Source organism: Perlabentimonas gracilis, assembly GCF_011174675.1.
Classification (GTDB): domain Bacteria; phylum Bacteroidota; class Bacteroidia; order Bacteroidales; family Tenuifilaceae; genus Perlabentimonas; species Perlabentimonas gracilis.
In genome coordinates, this window is the sequence record NZ_JAANIG010000003.1 from 136,620 (window position 1) to 161,349 (window position 24,730).

The 24,730-nt window shown below is 44.9% G+C and carries 21 protein-coding genes and 5 tRNA genes; 5 read left to right on the forward strand and 21 right to left on the reverse strand.

Annotation, left to right across the window (positions count from 1 at the left end; genetic code table 11):
• Positions 1-90: 90 nt before the first annotated feature.
• From G8O23_RS02555 to G8O23_RS02575, 5 genes are all read left to right on the forward strand, one after another.
• On the forward strand, positions 91-1,008 hold the full coding sequence (locus G8O23_RS02555) for a ComEA family DNA-binding protein (RefSeq protein ID WP_166361446.1): 918 nt from the start codon (positions 91-93) through the stop codon (positions 1,006-1,008).
• Positions 1,009-1,084: 76 nt separating this feature from the next.
• On the forward strand, positions 1,085-2,083 hold the full coding sequence (locus G8O23_RS02560) for a glycosyltransferase (protein WP_166361448.1): 999 nt from the start codon (positions 1,085-1,087) through the stop codon (positions 2,081-2,083).
• Positions 2,084-2,179: 96 nt separating this feature from the next.
• Complete coding sequence (locus tag G8O23_RS02565) at positions 2,180-3,103, forward strand: DUF4349 domain-containing protein (protein ID WP_166361450.1); 924 nt, start codon at positions 2,180-2,182, stop codon at positions 3,101-3,103.
• Between the two features lie 17 nt (positions 3,104-3,120).
• On the forward strand, positions 3,121-3,855 hold the full coding sequence (locus G8O23_RS02570) for a tetratricopeptide repeat protein (RefSeq protein WP_166361452.1): 735 nt from the start codon (positions 3,121-3,123) through the stop codon (positions 3,853-3,855).
• Positions 3,852-4,577 (forward strand): tetratricopeptide repeat protein, encoded by a 726-nt coding sequence (locus G8O23_RS02575; protein ID WP_166361454.1) that lies wholly within the window; start codon positions 3,852-3,854, stop codon positions 4,575-4,577. The genes G8O23_RS02570 and G8O23_RS02575 overlap by 4 nt, the downstream gene beginning before the upstream one ends.
• Positions 4,578-4,595: 18 nt before the next feature.
• Here the strand turns inward: G8O23_RS02575 and G8O23_RS02580 are convergent, their stop codons facing one another.
• The 21 genes from G8O23_RS02580 to G8O23_RS02680 all read right to left on the reverse strand — a co-directional run bounded on the left by G8O23_RS02580 (position 4,596) and on the right by G8O23_RS02680 (position 24,688).
• A complete protein-coding gene (locus tag G8O23_RS02580) occupies positions 4,596-4,910 on the reverse strand; it encodes a DUF3467 domain-containing protein (protein WP_166361456.1) in 315 nt (104 codons plus the stop codon).
• A gap of 89 nt (positions 4,911-4,999) precedes the next feature.
• Positions 5,000-9,265, reverse strand: coding sequence for a DNA-directed RNA polymerase subunit beta' (gene rpoC, locus G8O23_RS02585; RefSeq protein ID WP_166361458.1), 4,266 nt, complete (start codon positions 9,263-9,265; stop codon positions 5,000-5,002).
• Positions 9,266-9,342: 77 nt separating this feature from the next.
• Positions 9,343-13,158 (reverse strand): DNA-directed RNA polymerase subunit beta, encoded by a 3,816-nt coding sequence (gene rpoB, locus G8O23_RS02590; protein ID WP_166361460.1) that lies wholly within the window; start codon positions 13,156-13,158, stop codon positions 9,343-9,345.
• 100 nt (positions 13,159-13,258) lie between these two features.
• On the reverse strand, positions 13,259-13,636 hold the full coding sequence (gene rplL / locus G8O23_RS02595; protein ID WP_166361462.1) for a 50S ribosomal protein L7/L12: 378 nt from the start codon (positions 13,634-13,636) through the stop codon (positions 13,259-13,261).
• Positions 13,637-13,678: 42 nt separating this feature from the next.
• Entirely contained in the window at positions 13,679-14,206 is a 528-nt protein-coding gene (gene rplJ, locus G8O23_RS02600; protein ID WP_166361464.1) for a 50S ribosomal protein L10, read from the reverse strand.
• A 27-nt stretch (positions 14,207-14,233) separates the two neighbouring features.
• Positions 14,234-14,932 (reverse strand): 50S ribosomal protein L1, encoded by a 699-nt coding sequence (gene rplA, locus G8O23_RS02605; RefSeq protein ID WP_166361466.1) that lies wholly within the window; start codon positions 14,930-14,932, stop codon positions 14,234-14,236.
• 21 nt (positions 14,933-14,953) lie between these two features.
• A complete protein-coding gene (gene rplK / locus G8O23_RS02610) occupies positions 14,954-15,394 on the reverse strand; it encodes a 50S ribosomal protein L11 (protein ID WP_166361468.1) in 441 nt (146 codons plus the stop codon).
• Positions 15,395-15,417: 23 nt separating this feature from the next.
• Positions 15,418-15,966, reverse strand: coding sequence for a transcription termination/antitermination protein NusG (nusG, locus tag G8O23_RS02615; RefSeq protein WP_166361470.1), 549 nt, complete (start codon positions 15,964-15,966; stop codon positions 15,418-15,420).
• Positions 15,967-15,986: 20 nt separating this feature from the next.
• Positions 15,987-16,178 (reverse strand): preprotein translocase subunit SecE, encoded by a 192-nt coding sequence (secE, locus tag G8O23_RS02620; RefSeq protein WP_166361472.1) that lies wholly within the window; start codon positions 16,176-16,178, stop codon positions 15,987-15,989.
• Positions 16,179-16,195: 17 nt separating this feature from the next.
• Positions 16,196-16,268: transfer RNA gene (locus G8O23_RS02625), tRNA-Trp, on the reverse strand.
• Between the two features lie 55 nt (positions 16,269-16,323).
• Positions 16,324-17,511 carry an elongation factor Tu gene (tuf, locus tag G8O23_RS02630; protein WP_166361474.1) on the reverse strand — a complete coding sequence of 396 codons (1,188 nt, stop codon included), beginning with the start codon at positions 17,509-17,511 and terminating at the stop codon, positions 16,324-16,326.
• A 63-nt stretch (positions 17,512-17,574) separates the two neighbouring features.
• A tRNA-Thr gene (locus G8O23_RS02635) sits at positions 17,575-17,646 on the reverse strand.
• A gap of 11 nt (positions 17,647-17,657) precedes the next feature.
• Positions 17,658-17,730, reverse strand: a tRNA-Gly gene (locus G8O23_RS02640).
• Positions 17,731-17,753: 23 nt separating this feature from the next.
• Positions 17,754-17,836: transfer RNA gene (locus tag G8O23_RS02645), tRNA-Tyr, on the reverse strand.
• Between the two features lie 30 nt (positions 17,837-17,866).
• Positions 17,867-17,940, reverse strand: a tRNA-Thr gene (locus G8O23_RS02650).
• A gap of 209 nt (positions 17,941-18,149) precedes the next feature.
• Complete coding sequence (gene hpf / locus G8O23_RS02655; protein ID WP_166361476.1) at positions 18,150-18,449, reverse strand: ribosome hibernation-promoting factor, HPF/YfiA family; 300 nt, start codon at positions 18,447-18,449, stop codon at positions 18,150-18,152.
• 37 nt (positions 18,450-18,486) lie between these two features.
• The gene (xerA, locus tag G8O23_RS02660) at positions 18,487-19,368 is read right to left on the reverse strand and encodes a site-specific tyrosine recombinase/integron integrase (RefSeq protein WP_166361478.1); all 882 of its coding nucleotides are present in this window, start codon (positions 19,366-19,368) and stop codon (positions 18,487-18,489) included.
• 81 nt (positions 19,369-19,449) lie between these two features.
• Entirely contained in the window at positions 19,450-19,641 is a 192-nt protein-coding gene (rpsU, locus tag G8O23_RS02665) for a 30S ribosomal protein S21 (RefSeq protein WP_166361480.1), read from the reverse strand.
• 159 nt (positions 19,642-19,800) lie between these two features.
• Positions 19,801-21,495: a BamA/TamA family outer membrane protein gene (locus G8O23_RS02670; protein ID WP_166361482.1), complete on the reverse strand. Its 1,695-nt coding sequence runs from the start codon at positions 21,493-21,495 to the stop codon at positions 19,801-19,803.
• 138 nt (positions 21,496-21,633) lie between these two features.
• Positions 21,634-22,383, reverse strand: coding sequence for an NADPH-dependent oxidoreductase (locus G8O23_RS02675; RefSeq protein ID WP_166361484.1), 750 nt, complete (start codon positions 22,381-22,383; stop codon positions 21,634-21,636).
• A 190-nt stretch (positions 22,384-22,573) separates the two neighbouring features.
• The gene (locus G8O23_RS02680) at positions 22,574-24,688 is read right to left on the reverse strand and encodes a ComEC/Rec2 family competence protein (RefSeq protein WP_166361486.1); all 2,115 of its coding nucleotides are present in this window, start codon (positions 24,686-24,688) and stop codon (positions 22,574-22,576) included.
• Between the last annotated feature and the right edge of the window lie 42 nt (positions 24,689-24,730).

A 24,730-nucleotide genomic window follows, 5' to 3' on the forward strand; every position in this document is an offset into this window, starting at 1 on the left:
ACAAGAAAAAAACATCCGCAGAAAAACAATTTTAAGTAAATTTGATATGGCTAAATATTAATCAGTTCCGCCAATAAAACAATGCTCTGCATGTGGAAAGAATGGTTTAGCTATACAAAATCGCAACGTTATGGTATACTAACCCTGGCGCTAATGGTGGTCGTGGTTGCATTTTATCCATTCGCTCACCAAACACTATTCACAAAACCCAGCCCGCTCCTTAGCACAAATAGCTTTCATAAGGTTGACAGCTTTTACAATGCGCTTACCTACTCCAAACCGAAGGTTGAAACCTCTTTCTCAATGTCTGAGGAGGAAAGGCCTGCGGCTGCGGTACCCGAAGAATTTTATTTTGATCCTAACACAGTGAGTACCTCGGAGCTAGTGAGGTTAGGGCTAACTCCTCGACAGGCCGCATCCATTGAGAACTACCGACAAAAGGGAGGTCTGTTTGCAAAACCAGATGACTTTGCCAAGATGTATGTTGTTGACAAGGATATGTTTGAAAGACTTAAACCCTATATCAAAATAGCACCTGCACCAGAGCAACAGCCAAAGGACTCAACAACTTATCCTCCGCAAGCCCAATTTGCCAAAACCGAATCAAAAATTTATATCGACCTCAACACTGTAGACACCCTCGAAATTACAAGAATAAGAGGGATAGGCCGTAGCTACGCTCGGAGGATTATCTCGTACAGGGAACGCCTTGGTGGGTTTTACAATACTAATCAGCTAACGGAAGTTTATGGCTTCCCTAAGGATTTGCTTTCATCTATTCAAGATCAAATCTGGGTTGACACGCTGGCCATCAATACAATTAACATAAACCTAGTGGACTACCAGGAGCTGAGGCGTCATCCATACCTAACGGACTACCAGGCAAAGGCAATTATTTACTATCGTGAAACAATGTCGAACTTCAGCAAAATAGAGGATATTAGAGCCAATAAGCTGATTGATGAGCAAACGTACCAAAGGATTAAACCATACCTCACCATAAACTAAAATCCATCTGCTATACAACTTTTTGTGCTAAGCTTAAGGTGCAAAATTTTATCTTTGCACTAAACTTAAGCATCATATGCAAAAAACCAAGTATTCAATCGTAGTTCCAGTATATAACCGTCCCGATGAAATTGATGAACTGCTAGAGAGTTTAACACATCAATGCTACAAGAATTTTGAGGTTATTATTGTTGAGGATGGCTCGAGTGAGCCTTGCGATTCTGTTGTGAAAAAATATGAGGGCAGGCTTTCGATTCAATATTACAAAAAGGAAAACACGGGGCCAGGAATAACACGAAACTATGGAGCAGAAAGGTCGGAAGGAGATTTCATCATCTTTTTCGACTCCGACTGTATAATACCAAGTGACTATTTTAATGAGGTCGAACTTGAGATCAACGCTAGGCCTGTAGATGCCTTTGGTGGCCCCGACAGGGCGCACGAATCGTTCAGCCCAATACAAAAAGCCATAAACTACTCCATGACCTCATTCCTCACAACCGGAGGGATTAGAGGGGGAAGGGAGCGAATGGATAAATTCTACCCACGAAGCTTTAACATGGGGATATCGAGGCAAGTTTTTGAGGATACAAAGGGATTCTCGACCTTACGATTTGGTGAGGATATTGATTTCAGCCTACGCATTATCAAGTCAGGGTTTTCAACCCGACTATTCCCCAAGGCATGGGTTTACCACAAGCGCCGAACAGATTTAAAAAAGTTCTTTAGGCAGGTTTACAACTCAGGGATTGCCCGGATTAACCTAAACATCCTTCACCCAGGAACCCTAAAACTAGTTCATCTTTTGCCTTCGGCATTTGTTGTTAGCATGCTGATATTTGGCCTCTGTGTACTTATTTGCAAATACTCAATTCTTGTCCCCTTGGCATACTCGCTAATGGTGTTTATAAATGCCTGGGCAATAACAAAAAAAGTAAATGTGGCCTTCCTTAGCATTGGTGCTGCGTGGGTACAACTTTTTGGATATGGGTTAGGGTTCTTGCATGCTGTTTGGCACAGGGTAATCTTAAAAGGATCCATATTCAATGCTTTTGAAAAGAACTTCTACAAATAGAATGGGCAGCAAGCAATTGGACTAAAATTTGTTAGTGAAAGCCTTGTGCAGTAAACTATCACTTTAAATTACTATCTTGCATAAAAATTGGGCAATATGAGAAACTTACTCCTACTCCTTGCAGCTGCAACCCTTTTTGGATGCGGCAGCAACACAAACACCAACGAGTTTAGCATAGCTTCGGTTGCCGAAGATGCACCGCCAATGGCTAGAATGGCTGCCGATTCGTATGCCCCTTCCGAGAAAACCATTGAACAATCGCCAGAGCAGAACCAAACCGCTGGGCAGCAAAAAATCATCCGCAATGCCCATATCTCAATTGAGGTGGAGAACTATGAAGAATCGAGACCTAAACTCGACTCTATCGTAAGGATACATAAGGGCTGGATATCCTCAGAAAACTTGAATAACTACGAGTATCGCATAACAAACTACATTACCATAAGAGTACCATCAGCGTCGCTTGACCCAATAATAAACGACCTACATTCAATAGCCAAAAGGATAGAAAGCCAAAGCATACAGAGCACCGATGTAACCGAGGAGTACATTGATATTGAGAGCCGATTGAAAAACCAACGCGAGGTGGAGAAAAAATTTATTGGCTTGCTTAAGCGAACCGATTCCATTGATGAAATACTAAGAATAGAAAGCAAACTAGCAGAAGTGCGTAGCCAAATTGAATCGATTGAAGGTAGGCTAAGGTACCTTAACAACAGGATAGACTACAGCACGGTAAACCTTAATATCTACCAAAAAATTGATTTTAAATTTGTCCCCGAGCCCATGGAAAGTTTCTGGGAGCGGCTTAAAACATCAATTCACAAAGGGTGGAAAGGTTTTGTTTCGTTTATTCTATTTCTCATTAGGCTTTGGCCACTACTAATAATTGGGTCACTCGCCACATATGCATTTACCCGTTACAGAAAGAACAGATCGAAACCAAGCATCATCAAGCGAAAGGCCAAGCGTAATAATAAAAAGAGCACAAAACCATCAAAAGTTTCTGATACCAACTAGATAACACCAAGATATTTATGAAGTTTTTTTCAATACTCACTCTGCTATTCTGTAGCCTAGGAGCGTTCGCACAAACTAGCCAAGAGCTTATGCTAAAGGCAAACCTTATGCATGAGCAGGAAGATTATCAGGGAGCAATCAACACCCTAAACCAAGCCATACAGCTCGACCCTGTGAATAAGCACGCATATATCTTCCGTGGCGACTCTAAGGTGCAAATCGGCGATATTCAGGCCGCAATTGACGATTATAGCAAAGCGCTAGACATCGATCATCGCTTTGCTATAGCATACTACTACAGGGGTAATGCTAGGATGATGATACAAGACTTTGAGGGAGCCGTGTTGGACTATAACGAGCTGGTAAAAATTGCGCCACAGTTTGCCATGGCCTACAACAACCGGGGGTTGGCAAAGGGTCACCTTAAGGACTACAAAGGAGCCATATCCGATTTTAACCGTGCCATATCCATAGATGCGAGGTTTGTGATGGCCTATGTAAACAGGGGAAGAACCCGGGTTGATGTGTACGACCTACAGGGGGCAGTTGTAGACCTTAACCAAGCCATTGTGATTGACCCAAAAAATTCGGAAGCCTACTACTACCGTGGGCTATCCAAAATTCTTCAAGGGTTGAAGAAGAATGGATGCCTTGACCTAGATAAGGCCCTTGAGCTGGGTAGAGTTGAGACCCAATTCCTGATTCGCGAATTTTGCAAAGAGAATGCTCCACCCCCAACACGCCGAAGGTGAAAAGGATAACGTTTTTATTACTTTCGCTACTACTAACCACCATAGCCCTTGCTCAGTCGGTAGATCAACTATTTAGCAATGGGCTGGAGAAGCACAACAGCAACAATTTTGCAGGTGCTATTGCAGACTTTTCGGTAGCCATTTCCCTAAAGCCCGATTTTGCTGTGCTATACTACTGCAGAGGGCAATCCTATGCAGAAATTGAGAATTACCCTAAAGCTATTGCTGATTTCACCAGGGCAATAGAAATAAATCCGCTAAACACTAGTGTATACCTTAAGCGAGCCGAGGTGTACTACAAAACCAATAGCAGCCTTCAGGCTGTAAACGACCTTACCGAACTGCTAAAGATAGACCCTTTCGATGCCAGAGCCTACCTACTAAGGGGGAAGGCTCGAAGCAAAATGTACGATTTCACTAGGGCCATAGCCGATTTCAACAGGGTACTAGAACTCGATAGGTCACAACGAAAAGCATTGCTGTATAGAGGGTTGGCCAAGCTAGAACAATCCGATTTTGGAGGAGCAATTCTTGATATGGAGACCCTACTTGAAGAGGAACCTAACAATTCCGAACTCCATTACTACCTGGGCATTGCCAATATACGATCGGGAAAAATAAATCAGGGATGCTATCACCTAACGGCTGCTCGAAATCTTGGCGATCCCAGAGCCAACTTAATGATTCGCGATCGGTGTGCCTTTTACGAGAGCGAAGATTAAGTAACTAAAGCACAAAAGCTACGCCTGTCCCCCACCAAAGTTCATTGGGAACGGAGGAATTCCAGAGTTTGTCTCGCCCACCTTAATTGGGCCATGGTTACTCTCAAACTTGGTTACATTATCCTTTAGAGCCATAAGCAAACGCTTAGCATGGTCTGGGGTAAGTATCACACGGGTTTGCACCTTAGCCTTGGGTAGGCCAGGCATTACCCTAACAAAATCGAGGATAAACTCCGAAGCAGAATGGGTGATTATGGCCAAGTTGGCGTAGTTACCTTGAGCCACCTCTTCGGAGAGCTCGATATTGAGCGGGTTGTTCTTCTTCTCTGTCATAACGTTTTCAATTAGGTTAATGGAGGGTAAAGATAAAAAAAGCGAGGGCAATAACCCTCGCTTTTTAAAATTATGTGGAAAAGTTCCAACTACTCATCCAGTTCGGTTACCACAGGATTTCCCTGCTGAATCATCTCCTGCTCCTCGTTGGTGTAAACCACAAGGTTATTAAAATCGCGCAGACCTGTTCCGGCAGGAATTAGGTGACCACAGATCACATTTTCCTTCAACCCTTGGAGAGTATCAACCTTTCCGTGGATTGCTGCTTCGTTAAGCACCTTAGTGGTTTCCTGGAACGAAGCTGCCGACATGAAGCTGCTGGTTTGAAGCGCAGCGCGGGTGATACCCTGAAGAACCTGGTTTGATGTTGCGGGAACCGCATCGCGAGCTGTGATCAGCTTCATATCCTTACGCTTAAGGATAGAGTTCTCATCGCGGAGCTTGCGTGCTGTCACAATCTGGCCTGGGCGAAGCGCCGAATCGCCAGCATCAACAACAACCTTCTTATCGTAAATCCAATCGTTCTCCTCCATGAACTCCCACTTATCTACAATCTGCTTCTCAAGGAAACGAGTATCTCCTGGATCGTCAATGTCAACCTTACGCATCATCTGCCTAACGATAACCTCAAAGTGCTTATCGTTAATCTTCACACCCTGCATACGGTAAACCTCCTGAACCTCGTTCACAATGTACTCTTGAACTTTGGTTGGACCTTTAATTGCAAGTATGTCAGATGGTGTGATTGCTCCGTCAGACAATGGAATGCCAGCGCGTACGTAATCGTTCTCCTGAACAAGAATTTGCTTTGATAGGGGAACAAGGTACTTCTTAACCTCTCCGGTTTTCGAAGTAATCATAATCTCTCTATTTCCACGCTTTACCTTACCAAACGATACCTCACCGTCGATTTCAGACACCACAGCGGGGTTCGATGGGTTACGCGCCTCAAACAGCTCAGTTACCCTTGGAAGACCACCCGTGATATCACCAGACTTACCTACAGCGCGTGGAATTTTCACAAGGATGTCACCAGCCTTAACCGCTTTACCCTCGTCAACCATAATGTGAGAGGTTACGGGTAGGTTATATGACTTGAGTACATCCTTACCTTTCATGATTTTAATGGCAGGGTTCTTTGTACGGTCGCGCGACTCAACAATTACCTTCTCACGGTATCCTGTTTGCTCATCGGACTCCTCCCTAAAGGTAACGTCTTTGATAACTGCATCGAAGGCCACTGAACCATCCATCTCTGAGATGATTACGGCGTTCCATGGGTCCCAGTCGCAGAGTTCTTGACCCTTGGTGATATCGTCGCCATCGTTAACATACAGCTTCGAACCATAGGGTACGTTATGGGTAGATAGCGTAATTCCTGTGTTCTTATCAACAATACGCATTTCGGCCAAGCGACCAATAACCACTTGGTGCGCAACCCCAAACTCGTCCTCCTTGGTGATACTCTTGAGTTCCTCAATCTCTACGCGGCCATCAAATTTCGAGATGATTTTTGAATCGGCAATGATGTTGGATGCGGTACCCCCAACGTGGAATGTACGAAGTGTAAGCTGTGTACCTGGCTCACCAATTGACTGTGCTGCAATAACACCAACAGCTTCGCCCTTCTGAACCATTCGCCCAGTGGCAAGGTTACGACCGTAGCATTTTGCACAAACACCCTTGCGTGATTCACAGGTTAGTACTGAACGAATTTCGACCTGTTCAATGGGCGACTCAGCGATTTGAGTAGCAATCTCTTCGGTTAACTCCTCTCCAGCTGATATAATGAGTTCACCCGTAAGCGGATGGTAAACATCATGAACAGTGGTTCTACCTAGTATTCTTTCGTATAGCGTTTCAACAACCTCCTCGTTTTTCTTAATGGCAGTTGCCACAAGGCCACGAAGGGTGCCACAGTCTTCTTCAGTAATTATTACATCTTGCGAAACGTCAACCAAACGACGGGTAAGGTAACCCGCATCGGCTGTCTTAAGCGCCGTATCGGCAAGACCCTTACGCGCACCGTGAGTTGAGATAAAGTACTCGAGTACCGATAGGCCCTCCTTAAAGTTTGCCAAGATGGGGTTCTCAATAATCTCGCTACCAGTTGATCCTGACTTTTGTGGTTTTGCCATTAGACCCCTCATGCCGCAAAGCTGACGAATCTGCTCCTTCGAACCCCTCGCACCAGAGTCAAGCATCATATATACAGAGTTGAACCCTTGGTTATCCTCAGCCAGCTGTTTAAGCAGCGTTAAGGTTAGCTTGGCATTGGTATGTGTCCAAATATCAATAATTGCGTTGTAACGCTCGTTGTTGGTTATAAGACCCATATTGTAGTTAGCCATAACCTCATCAACCTGGGCGTACCCCTCATTCACAAAAGTAACTTTCTCTTCGGGCACAGTTACATCACTAAGGTTGAATGATAAACCTCCCTTAAATGCGAAGGAGTACCCCATATCTTTAATGTCATCGAGGAACTGCGATGTACGCGCAATGCCAACAATTTTCAACACTCTACCAATGATATCCCTAAGCGATTTCTTAGTCAACAATTCGTTAACATAACCTGCCTCACGGGGAACAAACTGATTGAAAATTATACGACCAACGGTGGTTTCAATCATTTCGGAGGTAGTTGAACCGTCCTCGCTTACTTTCTGTATCTTAAGTTGTACATTAGCATGCAAGTCGGCAACGCGCTCATTGTAAGCAATAATTGCTTCTTCGGGAGAATAAAACCTTAATCCTTCGCCTTTTGCACCAGGGCGAGGCTTGGAGATGTAGTATAGCCCTAACACCATATCCTGCGAGGGAACTGTAATAGGGGCTCCGTTAGCAGGGTTTAGAATGTTGTGCGCTCCTAACATCAGTATTTGAGCCTCAAGAATGGCCTCATTACCCAACGGAAGGTGAACAGCCATCTGGTCACCATCAAAGTCTGCGTTAAACGCTGTACATGAAAGTGGGTGTAGCTGAATTGCTTTACCCTCAATAAGCTTTGGCTGGAAGGCTTGAATACCTAGCCTGTGAAGCGTAGGGGCACGGTTAAGAAGCACTGGATGCCCCTTAAGTACATTCTCCAGAATATCCCATATTACAGGATCCTTACGATCGACAATCTTCTTGGCCGATTTTACGGTCTTAACAATTCCCCTCTCAATAAGCTTGCGAATGATGAATGGCTTGTAAAGTTCTGCTGCCATATCCTTTGGCAAACCGCACTCATGCATCTTTAGCTCAGGGCCAACCACAATAACCGAACGAGCAGAGTAATCGACACGTTTACCCAATAGGTTCTGACGGAATCGACCCTGCTTACCCTTTAGACTATCGCTTAGCGATTTAAGAGGCCTATTGGCATCGGTTTTTACGGCATTGCTCTTTCTTGAGTTATCAAACAAAGAGTCAACTGATTCCTGAAGCATACGCTTCTCGTTACGAAGAATTACCTCGGGAGCTTTAATCTCGATTAGCCTCTTGAGGCGGTTATTGCGAATGATTACCCTACGGTACAAATCGTTAAGATCCGAGGTTGCAAATCGGCCACCATCCAAAGGAACCAACGGACGAAGTTCGGGTGGAATCACTGGAACAACCCTTAAGATCATCCACTCGGGCTTATTAATATGAGCCGACTCACGGAATGCCTCAACTACCTGTAGGCGTTTTAGCGCCTCATTCTTTCGCTGTTGCGACGTTTCAGTGTTGGCCTTATGGCGTAGATCGTAGCTTAGCTCATCGAGCTGTAGGCGAGACAGAAGCATGAAAATTGCTTCGGCCCCCATTGCTGCAATGAATTTATTGGGATCATCATCATCAAGATGCTGATTATCTTTTGGTAGAGTTTCAAGAATGTCAAGGTATTCCTCCTCGGTAAGGAAATCCATATAGCTAACATTCTCGGCTATACCCGCATTAATTACCACATATCTTTCGTAGTAAATAATCGTGTCGAGTTTTTTGGTAGGCAAGCCCAAAAGGTATCCAATTTTATTTGGTAACGACTTAAAGTACCAAATGTGGGCCACAGGAACTACAAGGTTGATGTGTCCCATGCGCTCGCGACGAACCTTCTTCTCAGTTACTTCAACACCACACCTATCGCAAACAATACCCTTATAACGGATACGCTTATACTTGCCACAATGACATTCGTAATCCTTTACCGGCCCAAAAATCCTCTCGCAGAATAATCCATCGCGTTCGGGCTTGTAGGTTCTATAGTTGATAGTCTCGGGTTTAAGCACCTCACCGCTTGAGCGCTCTAGCACCTCTTCTGGAGACGATAGGCTTATGGTAATCTTTGTGAAGTCGCTTTTTGCCTTATTTTCCCTTCTGAACGACATATTGTAATATGTTAAGTTGTTAAGTCTTGCATAAGGTACAGCTCAGGGCTATACGTATCTCTCGAAGTGGCTCTCGATTAATCGAGCGCCACGTTAAGGCCTAAGCCGCGTAATTCATGCAGCAACACGTTGAGTGATTCTGGAATGCCAGGCTGTGGCATGGACTCACCCTTAACGATTGATTCGTATGCCTTGGCTCTACCCACCACATCATCCGATTTGATGGTAAGAATTTCCTGAAGGATGTGTGATGCCCCGAAGGCCTCGAGCGCCCAAACCTCCATCTCACCAAAACGCTGACCACCAAACTGTGCTTTACCTCCAAGTGGTTGCTGTGTGATGAGCGAATATGGACCAATGGAACGAGCGTGCATCTTATCATCAATCATATGCCCTAGCTTAAGCATATAGATTATACCTACTGTTGCTGGCTGGTCGAAACGCTCACCAGTTCCACCATCGTATAGGTAGGTTTTCCCATAACGTGGTACTCCAGCTTTGTCGGTAATCTCATTTATTTCATCCAACTTCGCTCCATCGAAGATTGGCGTTGCAAACTTGAGCCCAAGCTTTTCGCCAGCCCAACCAAGAACTGTTTCGTAGATCTGTCCGAGGTTCATACGCGAAGGTACACCCAAGGGGTTAAGCACAATGTCAACCGGTGTTCCATCGTCGAGGAAGGGCATATCCTCATCACGAACTATTTTTGCAACAATACCCTTGTTACCGTGCCTACCGGCCATTTTATCGCCCACTTTAATTTTACGCTTCTTGGCGATGTAAACTTTGGCCAACTGAACAATTCCTGCTGGCATTTCGTCGCCAATGGTAACGTTAAACTTCTTGCGCTTATGATCGGCATCAAACTCCTTGTACTTAAGAATGAAGTTGTGTACAACTTGCTTAATCAGCTCATTCTTATGCTTATCTGTAGTCCACTTGGCTGCGTTAACATTTAAGTAATCGATCTCGGTAAGCATCTTTTGGGTAAACTTAACGCCTCTAGGGATAAGCTCTTGTCCAAATAAATCGACAACGCCCTGCGATGTTTTCCCGTTCACAAGGTGGAAAACCTTGTCAATCAGCTTCTCCTTTAGGTTTATTACATTGTAGTTAAACTCCTCATCAATTTTGGCTACCAAGTTCTTTTCACTGTTCTTGCCTTTCTTATTATCCTTCACCGAGCGAGTAAAAAGTTTCTTTTCAATCACAACTCCGTACAGAGAGGGAGGTGCTTTCATTGAAGCATCCTTCACATCGCCTGCCTTGTCGCCAAAAATTGCGCGTAGCAGTTTCTCTTCGGGAGTTGGATCGGACTCACCCTTAGGGGTAATCTTACCAATAAGGATATCGCCAGGCACAACGTTTGCACCAATGCGGATCATTCCGTTCTCATCAAGATCTTTGGTAGCCTCTTCGCTCACGTTGGGGATATCGGATGTAAGTTCCTCAACACCCCTTTTGGTGTCGCGTACCTCAAGAACGTATTCATCAACATGAACCGATGTGAAAATATCCTCACGAACCAAACGCTCGCTGATCACAATGGCATCCTCAAAGTTATAACCTTTCCAAGGCATAAACGCCACCTTGAGGTTACGCCCAAGAGCAAGCTCTCCATCGCGCGTTGAATATCCCTCGGTAAGAATTTGACCTTTCTTAACCTCTTGCCCCTTAACAACCATTGGACGTAGGGTAACGCAAGTATTCTGATTGGTCTTCTTGTATTTTGGTAGTTTGTAACGCTTAATCTCAGGATCGAAGCTTACAAAACGTTGCTCTTCTGACTGCAGATATTTCACCACAATCTCATCGGAGTCAACGTATTCAATAATTCCATCCTCTTCGGCAACTATTTGCACACGGCTATCGCGTACAACCACCTCCTCAAGTCCGGTGCCTACGATAGGGGCTTCGGGGTTGATAAGGGGTACTGCCTGGCGCATCATATTCGAGCCCATGAGGGCACGGTTGGCGTCGTCATTCTCAAGGAATGGAATAAGCGAGGCAGCAATTGATGCGATCTGGTTTGGTGCCACATCCATCATATCAACCTTCTCACGCTCCACCAATGGGAAGTCTGACTCAAGCCTCGACTTCACCTTTGCATTTGCAAACGATCCATCCTCGGTTAGCGGAGCATTGGCCTGCCCAATGATTTTATACTCTTCTTCTTCAGCGCTCAGATAAACAACCCCCTCGTTGGTAAGATCAACCTTGCTATTTTCAACCTTACGGTAAGGAGTTTCAATAAATCCTAGCTCATTGATTCGAGCGTACACGCAAAGCGACGAGATAAGACCAATGTTTGGCCCCTCGGGAGTTTCAATGGGACATAACCTTCCGTAATGCGTGTAGTGTACGTCACGTACCTCAAAACCTGCACGCTCACGCGACAGACCACCTGGCCCCAGCGCAGAGAGACGACGCTTGTGGGTCATCTCAGCCAGCGGGTTGGTTTGATCCATAAACTGCGATAGCTGGTTGGTTCCGAAGAAGGAGTTGATTACCGAGGATAACGTTTTGGCATTAATCAGGTCAATGGGTGTAAACACCTCATTGTCGCGCACGTTCATACGCTCACGAATGGTGCGAGCCATACGGGCTAGTCCAACGCTAAACTGATTGCCAAGTTGTTCTCCAACGGTTCTAACACGTCTGTTGCTTAGGTGGTCAATATCATCCACATCGGCCTTTGAGTTGATAAGCTCGATGAGGTACTTAATAATTTCGATGATATCTTCCTTCGTAAGCACCTTAACATCTATGTCGGTGCTAAGGTTTAACTTTTTGTTTATCCTGTAACGACCAACCTCACCTAAATCGTAACGCTTATCGGAGAAGAAAAGCTTATCGATCACGTCACGGGCAGTAGCCTCGTCAGGTGGTTCAGAGTTACGTAGCTGCCTATAGATATGAACAACGGCTTCTTTCTCTGAGTTACAGGGGTCTTTATGTAGTGTATTGTAGATGATGGCGTAATCGGAGATGTTGTGATCGTCCTTATGCAGGAGGATCGTTTTAGCTCCAGAGTCCACAATCTCATCAATATGCTCATTCTCAATAACAGTCTCACGGTCGAGAATAATCTCGTTACGCTCAATGGATACTACCTCACCTGTATCCTCGTCAACAAAATCTTCGACCCATGATTTTAAAACGCGTGCGGCCAACTTGCGGCCAACAAACTTTTTGAGGTTTGCCTTTGACACCTTGATCTCATCGGCAAGACCGAAAATCTCAAGGATATCCTTATCGCCTTCGAAACCAATGGCCCTTAGCAGGGTTGTTACGGGCAATTTCTTTTTCCTGTCGATGTATGCGTACATGACATTGTTAATGTCGGTAGCAAACTCAATCCAAGAACCTTTGAAAGGAATAATCCTTGCCGAGTAAAGTTTGGTACCGTTGGCATGAACGCTTTGACCGAAGAATACGCCGGGTGAACGGTGTAGTTGCGATACCACAACACGCTCGGCACCATTTATCACAAAGGTTCCGCGAGGGGTCATATACGGGATAGTCCCCAGGTAAACGTCCTGCACCACCGTATCAAAATCTTCGTGCTCGGGGTCGGTGCAGTAGAGCTTTAACTTGGCCTTAAGCGGCACATTAAAGGTTAACCCGCGCTCGATAGTTTCATCGATAGAGTACCGAGGAGGGTCGACGTAATAATCGATAAACTCGAGAACAAAGTTGTTCCGAGTATCGGTAATGGGAAAATTTTCGGCGAATACTTTATACAGCCCCTCCTTCTTTCGCTCCTCGACAGAGGAACCAAACTTGAAGAATTCACCAAATGATTTCAATTGAATATCAAGAAAATCAGGGTAACTAAACTGATTTTTCGTCTTAGCGAACGATATTCTTTTATTTACTGTTTCTGAGGACATTGCGATAGGATTTGTTGAACCATTAATTTAAACAATAAAAAGGCTTAGAGTCTAACAGATAGACTCTAAACCCTTAATACCTAATGCTATCAGGTTTTTCTTATTTAAGTTCAACTTCTGCTCCTGCCTCTTCGAGTTGTGATTTAAGCGATTCGGCCTCTTCCTTCGAAGCGCCTTCTTTAACTGCTTTAGGAGCAGCGTCAACTAGTTCTTTGGCTTCTTTCAGACCAAGTCCAGTAAGTTCTTTCACTAGCTTCACTACCTGAAGTTTAGCACCACCAGCTGACTTAAGAACTACGTCAAAGGTGTTTTTCTCTTCAGCAGCAGCACCTTCGCCACCAGCGGCGGGGCCAGCAACAGCCACTGCAGCAGCAGCAGGCTCAATACCATACTCGTCCTTAAGGATCTGAGCAAGTTCGTTTACTTCTTTTACAGTAAGATTAACTAGTTCTTCTGCAAACTTTTTAAGATCTGCCATTTTTCCTAACGGTTTATTAATTAATTCCAAACAAAATAATAATTATCCTTCACGCTCACCGAGGGTTTTAACCACTCCGGCGATAGTATTTGGCGCTGATTGTAGCTGAGAAACGACTTTCTTAGCAGGCGACTGCAGCAGGGCAATAACGTCGGCAATAAGCTCGTTTTTGCTCTTAAGGCTAACAAGAGCCTCAAGCTGGTTCTCACCAATGTAAAATGATTCCTCAACGAAAGCAGCTTTAAGTACTGGTTTTTCGTGTGTTTTACGAAATTCCTTGATAAGCTTTGCGGGTACATTACCCACCTCAGTAAACATTATTGAGGTAGAGCCCTTAAGCGTATCAAACAGGGGCGAAAAATCAGCCTTCTCTCCACACTTCTCGAGTGCTTTTTGTAGAAGGGTATTTTTCACTACCACAAGTTTTATCTGCTTCTCAAAACACTTACGACGCAATGTGCTGGTATCAGCAGCGTTGAGTGTAGATGTATCAGCCAGATAAAAGTGGGGATACTGATTGATTTGCTCAGCAAGCGTATCAATGATTACATTCTTATCTTCCCTTCTCATGATAAATGGGTCTCTATTGCGTTATTACTACTTTTCCGCGATTGATTTGGTATCAATCTGCAAACCAGGGCTCATAGTGCTTGAAAGGTAAATACTCTTGATGTAAGTACCTTTGGCTGCGCTAGGCTTGAGCTTGTTAATAGTTTGAATAAACTCCTGGGCATTTTCTACCAATTTCTCGGGATCGAATGAAACCTTACCGATGGAAGTGTGAACGATACCAAATTTATCAACTTTAAAGTCGATTTTACCAGCCTTAACCTCATTCACGGCCTTGTCCACATCCATGGTCACGGTTCCGCTTTTGGGGTTTGGCATTAGTCCACGTGGGCCTAGAATACGACCGAGGGCACCAATCTTTGGCATAACGGTTGGCATAGTGATGATTACATCAATATCTGTCCAACCTCCCTTAATTTTATCGATATATTCATCTAAGCCTACGTAGTCGGCACCTGCGGCTTTAGCAGCCTCCTCCTTATCGGGAGTACACAGTACTAATACGCGAACAGCTTTTCCAGTTCCATGAGGTAGGGTTACTACACCACGCACCATTTGGTTGGCCTTTCGGGGGTCAACACCAAGGCGAATGTCGATATCCACTGAGGCATCGAACTTAGTGTAGGTAATCTCCTTCAATAAACTGGCTGCCTCCGATAGTTTGTACTGCTTATCGGGTTCAATCTTCGACAACGCAAGTTTTTGGTTCTTGGTCAATTTTGTCATCTCGCTAAAAGAGGTTAAATGTTACTTACCTGGAAATTCTCCTGTAACGGTAATACCCATACTGCGGGCAGTACCAGCTACCATACTCATAGCCGATTCCAAGGTAAAACAGTTCAGGTCGGGCATTTTATCCTGGGCAATTTCCCGTACTTGATCCCATGAAACCGAAGCAACTTTCTTTCGGTTTGGCTCAGGTGAACCGCTTTTCAGTTTAGAAACCTCCAGCAGCTGAACCGCCACGGGTGGTGTCTTAACGATAAAATCGAATGATTTATCAGAATAAACGGTGATGATAACGGGGAGTACTTTCCCTGCCTGACTCTGGGTTCTGCTGTTGAATTGCTTGCAGAACTCCATAATGTTAACCCCCTTCGAGCCGAGTGCGGGACCAACGGGTGGCGATGGATTTGCGGCGCCTCCCTTAATCTGTAACTTGATTAATCCGGCAACTTCTTTAGCCATAATGCTTTAGCTCTTAACAGTTATTACTCTTTTTCGACTTGCATAAAGCTGAGCTCCAACGGAGTTTTGCGGCCAAAAATTTTGACCATTACCTTCAGCTTCTTCTTCTCCTCGTTCACCTCTTCAATGATTCCAGAGAAAGAGTTGAATGGACCATCAATCACTTTCACGGTTTCACCTACGAAGAAAGGAACGTTTAACTCCTCATCGCTATCGGCTAGCTCATCGACCCTTCCTAGGATACGATTGGCTTCCGACTGGCGCAATGGGATGGGTTCGCCTGTTTTGGGGTCTCCCAAAAACCCAATCACATTGGGTATATCCTTCAAGATGTGTGGTATTTCGCCCACCAAGGCAGCCTCAAGAAGAACATATCCGGGATAAAAAATCCGTTCTTTGCTTACCTTCTTCCCATTACGGATTTGGTAAACCTTCTCGGTTGGTATAAGTACTTGAGCAATAAAATCGTGCAGCTTTAGCCGGTTGATCTCATTGTCGATGTACTCCTTGACCTTTTTTTCCTTCCCACCAATGGCACGCAACACGTACCATTTTTTAACGCTCTCTTCCATTGACTAATTCCTCTCAGGCTTTAATACATCATTCTGTAAATAACATCCATCACATTCTCAAAGGTAATATCCATGACGAATATGACTAGTGCAATTAAAAGGGAAGCTATCATTACAATTAATGCACTGGATTGAAGATCTTTCCATGTTGGCCACGATACTTTGTGGATCAGCTCGGTGTAAACTTCCTGAAGGTATGCTTTAATTCTCATATAATTCAGTTATGTTGCACGGGAGGAGCGACTCGAACGCCCGACACCTGGTTTTGGAGACCAGTGCTCTACCAACTGAGCTACACCCGTGTGAAAAGAGGTTTACTTGCCCGGGGCAAGTAAACCCTTTATTGTTTTATGACAATTAGTCAACGATTTCAATAACCTGACCTGCACCAACTGTACGTCCACCTTCGCGGATAGCGAAACGAAGACCTTGGTTGATAGCCACAGGGTAGATTAGGTTTACGGTGATGGTTACGTTATCACCAGGCATTACCATCTCTACTCCTTCAGGAAGCTTGATCTCACCAGTTACGTCAAGAGTACGTAGGTAGAACTGAGGACGATAGTTGTTGTGGAAAGGAGTGTGACGACCACCTTCTTCTTTCTTCAACACGTATACCTCTGCCTTGAAAGTAGTGTGAGGCTTAATAGAACCTGGCTTAGCAAGTACTTGTCCACGCTTAATCTCTTTCTTATCAACACCACGTAGTAGTAGACCTACGTTGTCACCAGCCTCACCACGGTCAAGAATCTTACGGAACATCTCAACACCAGTACAAACAGTCTTACGGCTTTCTGCACCTAGTCCGATAATTGAAATCTCGTCGCCAGTGTTTACAACACCAGTTTCGATACGACCAGTAGCAACAGTACCACGGCCAGTGATTGAGAATACGTCCTCAACAGGAAGAAGGAAAGGCTTCTCGATGTCACGTGGAGGAAGTGGAATGTAGGTATCAACAGCGTCCATAAGTTCCATTACCTTATCAACCCACTGCTCTTCGCCGTTTAGTCCACCTAAAGCAGAACCACGGATAACAGGAGCGTTGTCGCCATCGAAGTTGTAGAAGCTAAGCAGTTCGCGAACTTCCATTTCAACTAGCTCAAGCATCTCTTCGTCGTCAACCATATCGCACTTGTTAAGGAAAACAACCAGTTTAGGTACGTTTACCTGACGTGCAAGAAGGATGTGCTCGCGGGTTTGAGGCATAGGACCATCAGTAGCAGCAACTACGATGATAGCGCCGTCCATTTGAGCAGCACCAGTAACCATGTTCTTAACGTAGTCAGCGTGACCAGGACAGTCAACGTGCGCGTAGTGACGGTTAGCGGTTTGGTACTCAACGTGAGCAGTGTTAATAGTGATACCCCTTTCTTTTTCTTCGGGTGCGTTGTCGATAGAGTCGAACGAACGGAACTCAGAAAGACCTTTCTCAGCCAAAATTTTAGTGATGGCGGCGGTTAAGGTGGTCTTGCCATGGTCAACGTGACCAATGGTTCCGATGTTTACGTGAGGTTTCGACCTATCAAATTTTTCTTTTGCCATGACTCCAGTTTGTTAAATTATTAGATTTAAAAGATTGATTGTCGAGAAAATTGATAGTGCTTGAGCCAATGATGGGAATTGAACCCATGACCTCTTCCTTACCAAGGAAGCGCTCTACCTCTGAGCTACATCGGCTTAAAGAATAGAGCGGGAGACGAGACTCGAACCCGCGACCCTCAGCTTGGAAGGCTGATGCTCTACCAACTGAGCTACTCCCGCTTATTTCAAACCAATATAAAGTGTGGGGAGAGCAGGATTCGAACCTACGAAGGCATAAGCCAGCAGATTTACAGTCTGCCCCAGTTGGCCACTTTGGTATCTCCCCTTTTGCACTAACTTTAAAGAACATTTTCTGAGCCGATGGAGGGATTCGAACCCCCGGCCTGCTGATTACAAATCAGCTGCTCTGACCAACTGAGCTACATCGGCAATAGGCTTAGAACTTGGATTTTCGGCGGTTTAACCCTTCCGAAATCGGTTGGCAAATGTATAAATATTTTATTTACCCACCAAAAAAAATATGATTTTTATAAAAAAAAACGCCCCCCTTAGGATTACCTACCAGTGGTACAGGTGGTTTAGGCTCAAAGGGGGCGAAGTATTTAACGATAGCCATTAATTAAACGTATCGAAAGGAATTAGATTCCCCGTTGCTTCTCTTTATGCTTTGTTACCTGTCGTTTCAGAACCTCCAAACAATCATCCACACCCTCCTCGAAGGTTTTGGCCTGACGCTCAACAAAAAGATCGTTGCCAGGGATTAGCAGCTTCACCTCAACAATCTTGTTCTCCATATCCTGGGAGTTTTCGAGCTTAAGAAACACTTCCGCTCCAATAATTGCATCGTAAAAGCGCTGTAACTTGGCCAGCTTTGAGTTGATAAACTCAACTAGCTTCTTGTCGGCATCAAACTTAATCGATTGAATTTTAACGTCCATATTATAATCCTCCATTGTTATGTTGGTTATATACTAATCAGGCCCTAGGGTGAGCCTGTTTGTATGCATTCCTTAATTTCTCGACACTGGTGTGCGTGTACACTTGTGTAGCCGATAGGCTGGCGTGCCCCAGCAACTCCTTGATGGCGTTAATGTCGGCGCCCTGGTTAAGAAGGTGCGTGGCAAATGTATGCCTGAGCACGTGGGGGCTCTTCTTCTCCAGCGAAGTAACCATCGACAGGTACTTGTTAACTATTCGATATAAAAGCTGGGGGTACGCTGCCTTGCCCAAGTTAGAAACAATAAGGTTGGGCATTTGGTTCGAAGGCAATAGCTCATTCCGTTGCTCAATGTACTGGGTAAGGAGCGGGATAAGCTCAGGGTGAAGCGGAACAAGTCGCTCCTTGGATCCCTTACCAAATATCTTTACGGTGCTGGCTTTAAGGTTAAAATCAGTAACCTTAACGTTAGCCAATTCCGAAACCCTTACCCCCGTGAAGTAAAAAAGCTCCACCACCAACAGATCGCGAAGACCAAAGAAACCTTCGGGGAACTCTATGTGATCGAGCAATTGATCTGTTTCGGCAGTAGTTAAAAAGTATGGCATCCGTTGGCTCATCTTAGGAGCCATTACCTTGCTCATGGGATTCTTTTGAACTACACCTTTCAGAATAAGAAACCTATAAAAACTTCGTAGAGAAGACAACTTACGATTAACCGAGCGAGCCGAGCGCTTTGTGTTTAGCAGATGCGAAAGCCAGGCCCTAATTGTCCTATGGTTTATCTGTGCAACCTCTTCATGCGAGGGTTCGATACCACAAAACGAAAAAAACTGCCGCAAATCGTCTCCATATGCACGGATAGTTTGGACAGAATAATTTCGCTCTACCTGAAGATATTTAAGGAATTGTGTAAGCATATTCTTTGGATGCAATATAATGTTTTTTTTGGCCGTTGCCAAAAAAAATCAGGCAAATCTGCCTGATGCATCCAGAGAATTTTACTCCTCCTTTTGCTGAAGCTGCTGGATATAGATAGCCTTTTTAATCTCCTCCCTGCGCTTGATGGATGGCTTGCTGAACGCTTGACGCGAACGAAGTTCCTTCATGGTTCCAGTCTTCTCGAATTTACGCTTGAAGCGCTTCAAGGCCCTTTCAATATTCTCGCCTTCTTTGATGGGTATTATGATCATGCCTTTAATTAATTGGTTTATTTTTAAATGAGCTGCAAAATTATAACTTATCCCAGTTTTTTCCAAAAAAAAGAACTCTTTTATTTCTCATTCTCACCGACAGGTATTTAAACTTCTATTTACCAGCAATATATGCGCCGTTAGGAAATTAAAGTTGTGCTAAAACCTAGCCGTGAAACCTATGTGTAGCTTTGCATTCCTAAAGTTTAAGGTCTCCCCCATGCCATTGCCCAGAGCGTAGCTCATGCTGAACACCCCTCCCGCAGAAGCGAGCTGAAATCCAAAGCCTGTGCCATAGGGTGATTGGATAGTAGATACATCCTGATCCATTATCGACAGCAACCCTTGATCATAAAAAAGGAAAACGTTCAATGATCTCTCGACTCTAAACTGAAGCTCAGCCTGAGCAATTGAGTAAGCAGGTGTTATAATTGTCTCCTGATTGAACCCTCGCAACGAGCCAAATCCACCTATACGATAGAGTTCGTTCTCGTAAAAAGTACCCAAGGCATCGCTGCTAATTCTATTCAAAACCTGCCCATGCAAAGCCGCCTTAAGGACAAGCCAATCGTTGTAAATAGGATGATAACCCACAATATCGACAGAAATTTCACCCACAACCGATGAACCATTAGAACTGTTTACGCCCTCTCCCTCTTTCCGTTGGCCCACAGCAAAAGTTGCGCCAGCGCGGTACCCCTTGATGGGAAGAACGAGGTCCAGTGGCTGCCCAATGGTTAAGGCAGCTGTGTACAGAAATGTACTTGTATTGCCTATACCATTAGCTAAACTAGTGGTACTTGAACTCCTATAATCGAAACCCAAACTGACGACACCACTACTAAACGGAAAGTTAATGCTAACCTTTGGATTTACATTGATATAAGATGTATCGCGACGAAAAAGATTGAAATGGGACGACACGCCAATGCTTGAACCAAACAGGTAGTGCCACTCCGAAGAAACCTTTAATCGCTGAGTACCCTGATCGAAGGCCTGCCACTGTAACGAATTTGACTCTCCCTTACCAAAAACATTCAGCAGCTGTAGGTTTAAATCGCCAGTAAATCGTAAACGCGGATTCTCGTCGGGCTTGGAGCTAAACCCAAGTATACCCGAAAACTGGCTAGCCTGCTGGTTCGTGAGGTATGTGTATACCCTTGCTCTACCAGGAGTGAACTCCACCTCAACGGGTCGAATACTCGTTACGAAAGGCAATGCCTGCAACTTTGAGTCGTAGGCCCTAAGCTGCGACTCAGAATACATAGCATCCCTACTAAACCCAAGGTACTGTTCAATAAAACCACGAGAAATCTTAGCATCACCCATAAGGTATAGGGTGTCGAGACGGATTATTGGCCCCGGATTAATGCTTAGGTTTGAGTGAAAATGGTTGCCATGAATTTGCAATTCTGAGTGCGTAATAGATGCAAAGGGGAATCCATTATCCTCGAGAAATGTAGTTACTTGGTTGCCCAGGTCGCCAACCAATTTTGGGCTAAGCGGTTTATCCAGAAAACGCGAGGGCTTAACGCCGGCTCTCTGTAACCATCTTTGAGAAACGCTGTCGGCATCAATGCTAGCCCATTGGTACATTTTACCCAAATGGCCATAGGCCATTAGCTGTGTGGTTGATATCGATATGGAATCGATACGTGCTTCGAGGTATCCCTCTCCATGGAGGCTGGCAATACAACGCGAGAAGTTAGCGTGAACAGATAGAGTGTCGAGGCTCAGCTTACTGCGATAGCATTCCTTAACTAGAACGGAGTCGCTAAATACCAACAGGCCCTGTGCATTTACGGCAAAGGCAAAAAGAATCGACAATATTGTTGAACTAACTCTGACCAGCATGGAGGGTGTGAATTACAAATTACACTACCTTATAAAGCCCAAAGGTAATGCATATTTGTCCCGCACTTTATCTAGAGAAAGGAAAACGTGCTTTAAGAGTTTTGAATGCGTGCAATTGTAACTACTAGAGTTTGCTTGCTACATCTCGTTATTCATAAACCCTTGATCGTGCAGTACCTTTAGGAGTACCTTGGAGAACGCCACGTTATCTTTTTTAGTATAACGGTTATCGGTAAATATCTGGGCAAGGGTTTCTTTCTTGTTCTCCTCAATCAGCTTTTGGGTAAGTGGTAAGGCCTCCTTGGCAGCGTATATCTGATCGATATCGCCCTCGGAATAGTCTTGATAAACCTCGCGATGCAGAACTGCCGGTACTGGCAGACGGTCGGTTAATCCGGGGGTCTCGTCGGGATAGCCAAGCACAACCGTAGTTACAGGCACAACCCCCTTGGGAAGCTTAAGTATGTCGATAATTTTATCGGCTGTATACGTAGTGGTGCCAAGGTAGCAAATGCCAAGCCCCTCCTCCTCTGCTGCAATGCAAACATTCTGCGCCACCAGCAGCGCATCGATGGCGGCGGTAAAGAACGATAGAAAATTGTCGTAACCCGGCACCGCATCGCGCTGGTTACACCACTTGTTAAATCGGTTAAAATCGGCGCAGAAAGTTAATACCACTGGAGCCTGCTTTACCATGGGCTGGTTAAAGTGGCATGGAGCCAGCTGATCCTTCACGGACTGATCCTGCGTTACAATAATGCTGTAAACCTGCATATTCCCGGTTGTAGAGGCACGGGTGCCAGCGTAAAGAATATCGTTGAGCAACGACTCCTCAATGGGTGTAGTCTTGTACTTACGGATTGATCGGTGGTTCAGAATGGCGCTCATATGCATTAGGTTTACAAGTTTACAAAAAGCCAGCAGCACTCTTTACACAATTAGCTGCATCTCAAGTAGCTGTACAGAATAGAATGCTGGATGTTTAACTAAGCAAAGGAACAAGATTTGACAATAAAATCAATCAATATTGTAGTGTTTTACAACATTAGGATAAAAAATGTAATGCATATGCTTATTCTCAGAGTTTTAACACGTAGGCACCCCTCTCGGCAATGGAGTAGAAATTAACCCCGTGCGCTTTTGAGTGTTGCGAGATAGAAGCCACTTGCCAGGGTGGTAAGGTCTCGTCGGCCACTACCACCTTAGGGCTTACTAGGGTTAATACTGTTGGGAAGGATTGTGCTACATTACGGGTTATAAGCAGAATATCGACATCGAATTTGCTAGATGCTAGGGCACCTGCATCTGCTGTAAATTCGGGGATAAGTATAAGTTTATCCTTAAAATGCAACCAGGTCCCCAAGCCGTTTCGATGTATTGCAACATTGCCCTGCAAAAGATTGGTTGACTGCTCTGCATTTAGAACTGGAAATACTGGTTGATCGATCCCTCCCCCTACCCTACTTAGATATCCGCCTAGCGCAAAGGAGAAATTGCTTGAGGTTAGCGCTGTAGTGGTATCTGCTGTGCATAGAACCACATCGGAACCACTTCGAAAGCAGAGGAGCGGTTGCTGCCTCTCGGCAAAAACAATAAGTTCAGTCTGACTGTTGGTAGCCGAATAGCGGAGGGAGCGTTCCACAAAGAAAATCAACAGGCAACCCAACAATAGCTTTATGTAAACCAATTTTCGATACTCAAGGAGTAAGCCTAGCATTACAATTGATATCAGCAGGATTAGGGCCTGAGTAGGACTTAGCGAAATTCCTGTGGAGGTGGAAAACGGAAGGGCTTCGGTAAAACGAATTAAGTAGTTTAAAACCGAAAGGGCGCCATTTAAAAGCCATCCGAGGGAAGCGGCCAGTATTGGAATGGGCGAAAAGATGAGCAGCCCAATGGTTAGGTACAGAATTACAAAGGCCATTGGTATGGCAAATAGGTTGGTGAGCAGAAAGTAGTTGGGAAACTGATTGAAGTAGTAAAGCCCCAGCACGAATGTGCCCAGCTGGGCAGCAAGCGACACCGAAATCAAAACCCAAACCTTATCAATCAACCTATTTTTAATATACAACAGGTTGTAGATATATGGATAGAAGAAAACGATGGAGATTACGGCAAGGTATGAGAGCTGAAACCCCACCTCGGTGATAAGCATGGGATTTGCCACCAGAATCACAAACGCCGATGCGCTTAGGGTGTTGTAAATGCTAGTCTTATGGCTTAATGCTGTTCCAACAATTACCAGCGAGAACATAAGCGCTGCGCGAATAACCGAGGGCGATAAGCCTGTGAAAACGGCAAAAAACCAAAGGAAAAGAATTAGCAATGCCGATTTTAACAGCTTCCCCTGTTTAATCCTATTGAAAAAGAAAAGAAATGCCGATAGGGTGGCGAAAAGTATCCCCACATGTAAACCCGAAACGGCCAAAATATGCATTGCACCAGAGGCCGAGAAAACCCTTCGGGTCTCCTGATCGAGCAAGGCTTTGTAGCCCATGGTTAAGGCAGACAGCACAGCTAAGTTTTCGCCTTCAATTCCAACACGCTGAAAGAGCGAAAGCAAACCCGCTCGAAGCCGACTGGTGGTGGAATGTAGCCAATGGGGCTTATGGCCAACCCATTGCCAGCTATTGGCTGGAACAAAGGAGATGCTGCCAATACCCTTTTTGGAAAGATATTTTGCGTAATCGAACTGGTAGGGGTTTTTGGCTGGCGGAGGTGATGCGAATGCAGATTTAATTGCCAGTATATCGCCATACCTAAGGTTTAACGCAGCCGAATCGGTGGCAGAAAAGTACAGCAGCAACTTTTCGCTTACCGGTTTCCACTCGCTCTCGGCATAAACCATGGTTACCTCTGCCAGCACCCGCGTGCTAGCCAACCGAACCTCAGGAGTATCAAGCAGCCTAGCAATGGCGCTGTGCTCACCACCATGCTCCAACATGGTTTCGGACTGGGAAAGCTGCGTTAGGGTGAACCCAGCAGCGAATAGAAACGCATAGGTAACCACACCAAACACCCAGCGGTGAGCCCAAGCGGTGCGCATTGAAAAGACGATTATCAGCAGCACAAACAGAGCCGAAACAAAGATTAGCATAAGCAGCTGATTGGCATGCTTACCTACAGCCAGCGCAGCAATAATACCTATTATATACGGAATAAGGAGTCGGAAGAAGGGAACCTGTACGCCCATATAGTATTGAATGACATGAATGTAGATGTAAGTTACAGCTAT

Excerpts from the sequence above, each read along its gene's own strand:
- nusG (WP_166361470.1), bottom strand. The coding sequence starts at position 15,966 with ATGGAAGAGAGCGTTAAAAAATGGTACGTGTTGCGTGCCATTGGTGGG.
- G8O23_RS02580 (WP_166361456.1), bottom strand. The coding sequence starts at position 4,910 with ATGACAGAGAAGAAGAACAACCCGCTCAATATCGAGCTCTCCGAAGAG.
- rpsU (WP_166361480.1), bottom strand. The coding sequence starts at position 19,641 with ATGATCATAATACCCATCAAAGAAGGCGAGAATATTGAAAGGGCCTTG.
- rpoB (WP_166361460.1), bottom strand. The coding sequence starts at position 13,158 with ATGTCCTCAGAAACAGTAAATAAAAGAATATCGTTCGCTAAGACGAAA.
- rplA (WP_166361466.1), bottom strand. The coding sequence starts at position 14,932 with ATGACAAAATTGACCAAGAACCAAAAACTTGCGTTGTCGAAGATTGAA.
- rplK (WP_166361468.1), bottom strand. The coding sequence starts at position 15,394 with ATGGCTAAAGAAGTTGCCGGATTAATCAAGTTACAGATTAAGGGAGGC.
- G8O23_RS02555 (WP_166361446.1), top strand. The coding sequence starts at position 91 with ATGTGGAAAGAATGGTTTAGCTATACAAAATCGCAACGTTATGGTATA.
- rplL (WP_166361462.1), bottom strand. The coding sequence starts at position 13,636 with ATGGCAGATCTTAAAAAGTTTGCAGAAGAACTAGTTAATCTTACTGTA.
- xerA (WP_166361478.1), bottom strand. The coding sequence starts at position 19,368 with ATGCTTACACAATTCCTTAAATATCTTCAGGTAGAGCGAAATTATTCT.
- G8O23_RS02565 (WP_166361450.1), top strand. The coding sequence starts at position 2,180 with ATGAGAAACTTACTCCTACTCCTTGCAGCTGCAACCCTTTTTGGATGC.
- rpoC (WP_166361458.1), bottom strand. The coding sequence starts at position 9,265 with ATGTCGTTCAGAAGGGAAAATAAGGCAAAAAGCGACTTCACAAAGATT.
- G8O23_RS02560 (WP_166361448.1), top strand. The coding sequence starts at position 1,085 with ATGCAAAAAACCAAGTATTCAATCGTAGTTCCAGTATATAACCGTCCC.
- hpf (WP_166361476.1), bottom strand. The coding sequence starts at position 18,449 with ATGGACGTTAAAATTCAATCGATTAAGTTTGATGCCGACAAGAAGCTA.
- G8O23_RS02670 (WP_166361482.1), bottom strand. The coding sequence starts at position 21,495 with ATGCTGGTCAGAGTTAGTTCAACAATATTGTCGATTCTTTTTGCCTTT.
- G8O23_RS02680 (WP_166361486.1), bottom strand. The coding sequence starts at position 24,688 with ATGGGCGTACAGGTTCCCTTCTTCCGACTCCTTATTCCGTATATAATA.
- G8O23_RS02675 (WP_166361484.1), bottom strand. The coding sequence starts at position 22,383 with ATGAGCGCCATTCTGAACCACCGATCAATCCGTAAGTACAAGACTACA.
- secE (WP_166361472.1), bottom strand. The coding sequence starts at position 16,178 with ATGAGAATTAAAGCATACCTTCAGGAAGTTTACACCGAGCTGATCCAC.
- tuf (WP_166361474.1), bottom strand. The coding sequence starts at position 17,511 with ATGGCAAAAGAAAAATTTGATAGGTCGAAACCTCACGTAAACATCGGA.
- G8O23_RS02570 (WP_166361452.1), top strand. The coding sequence starts at position 3,121 with ATGAAGTTTTTTTCAATACTCACTCTGCTATTCTGTAGCCTAGGAGCG.
- rplJ (WP_166361464.1), bottom strand. The coding sequence starts at position 14,206 with ATGAGAAGGGAAGATAAGAATGTAATCATTGATACGCTTGCTGAGCAA.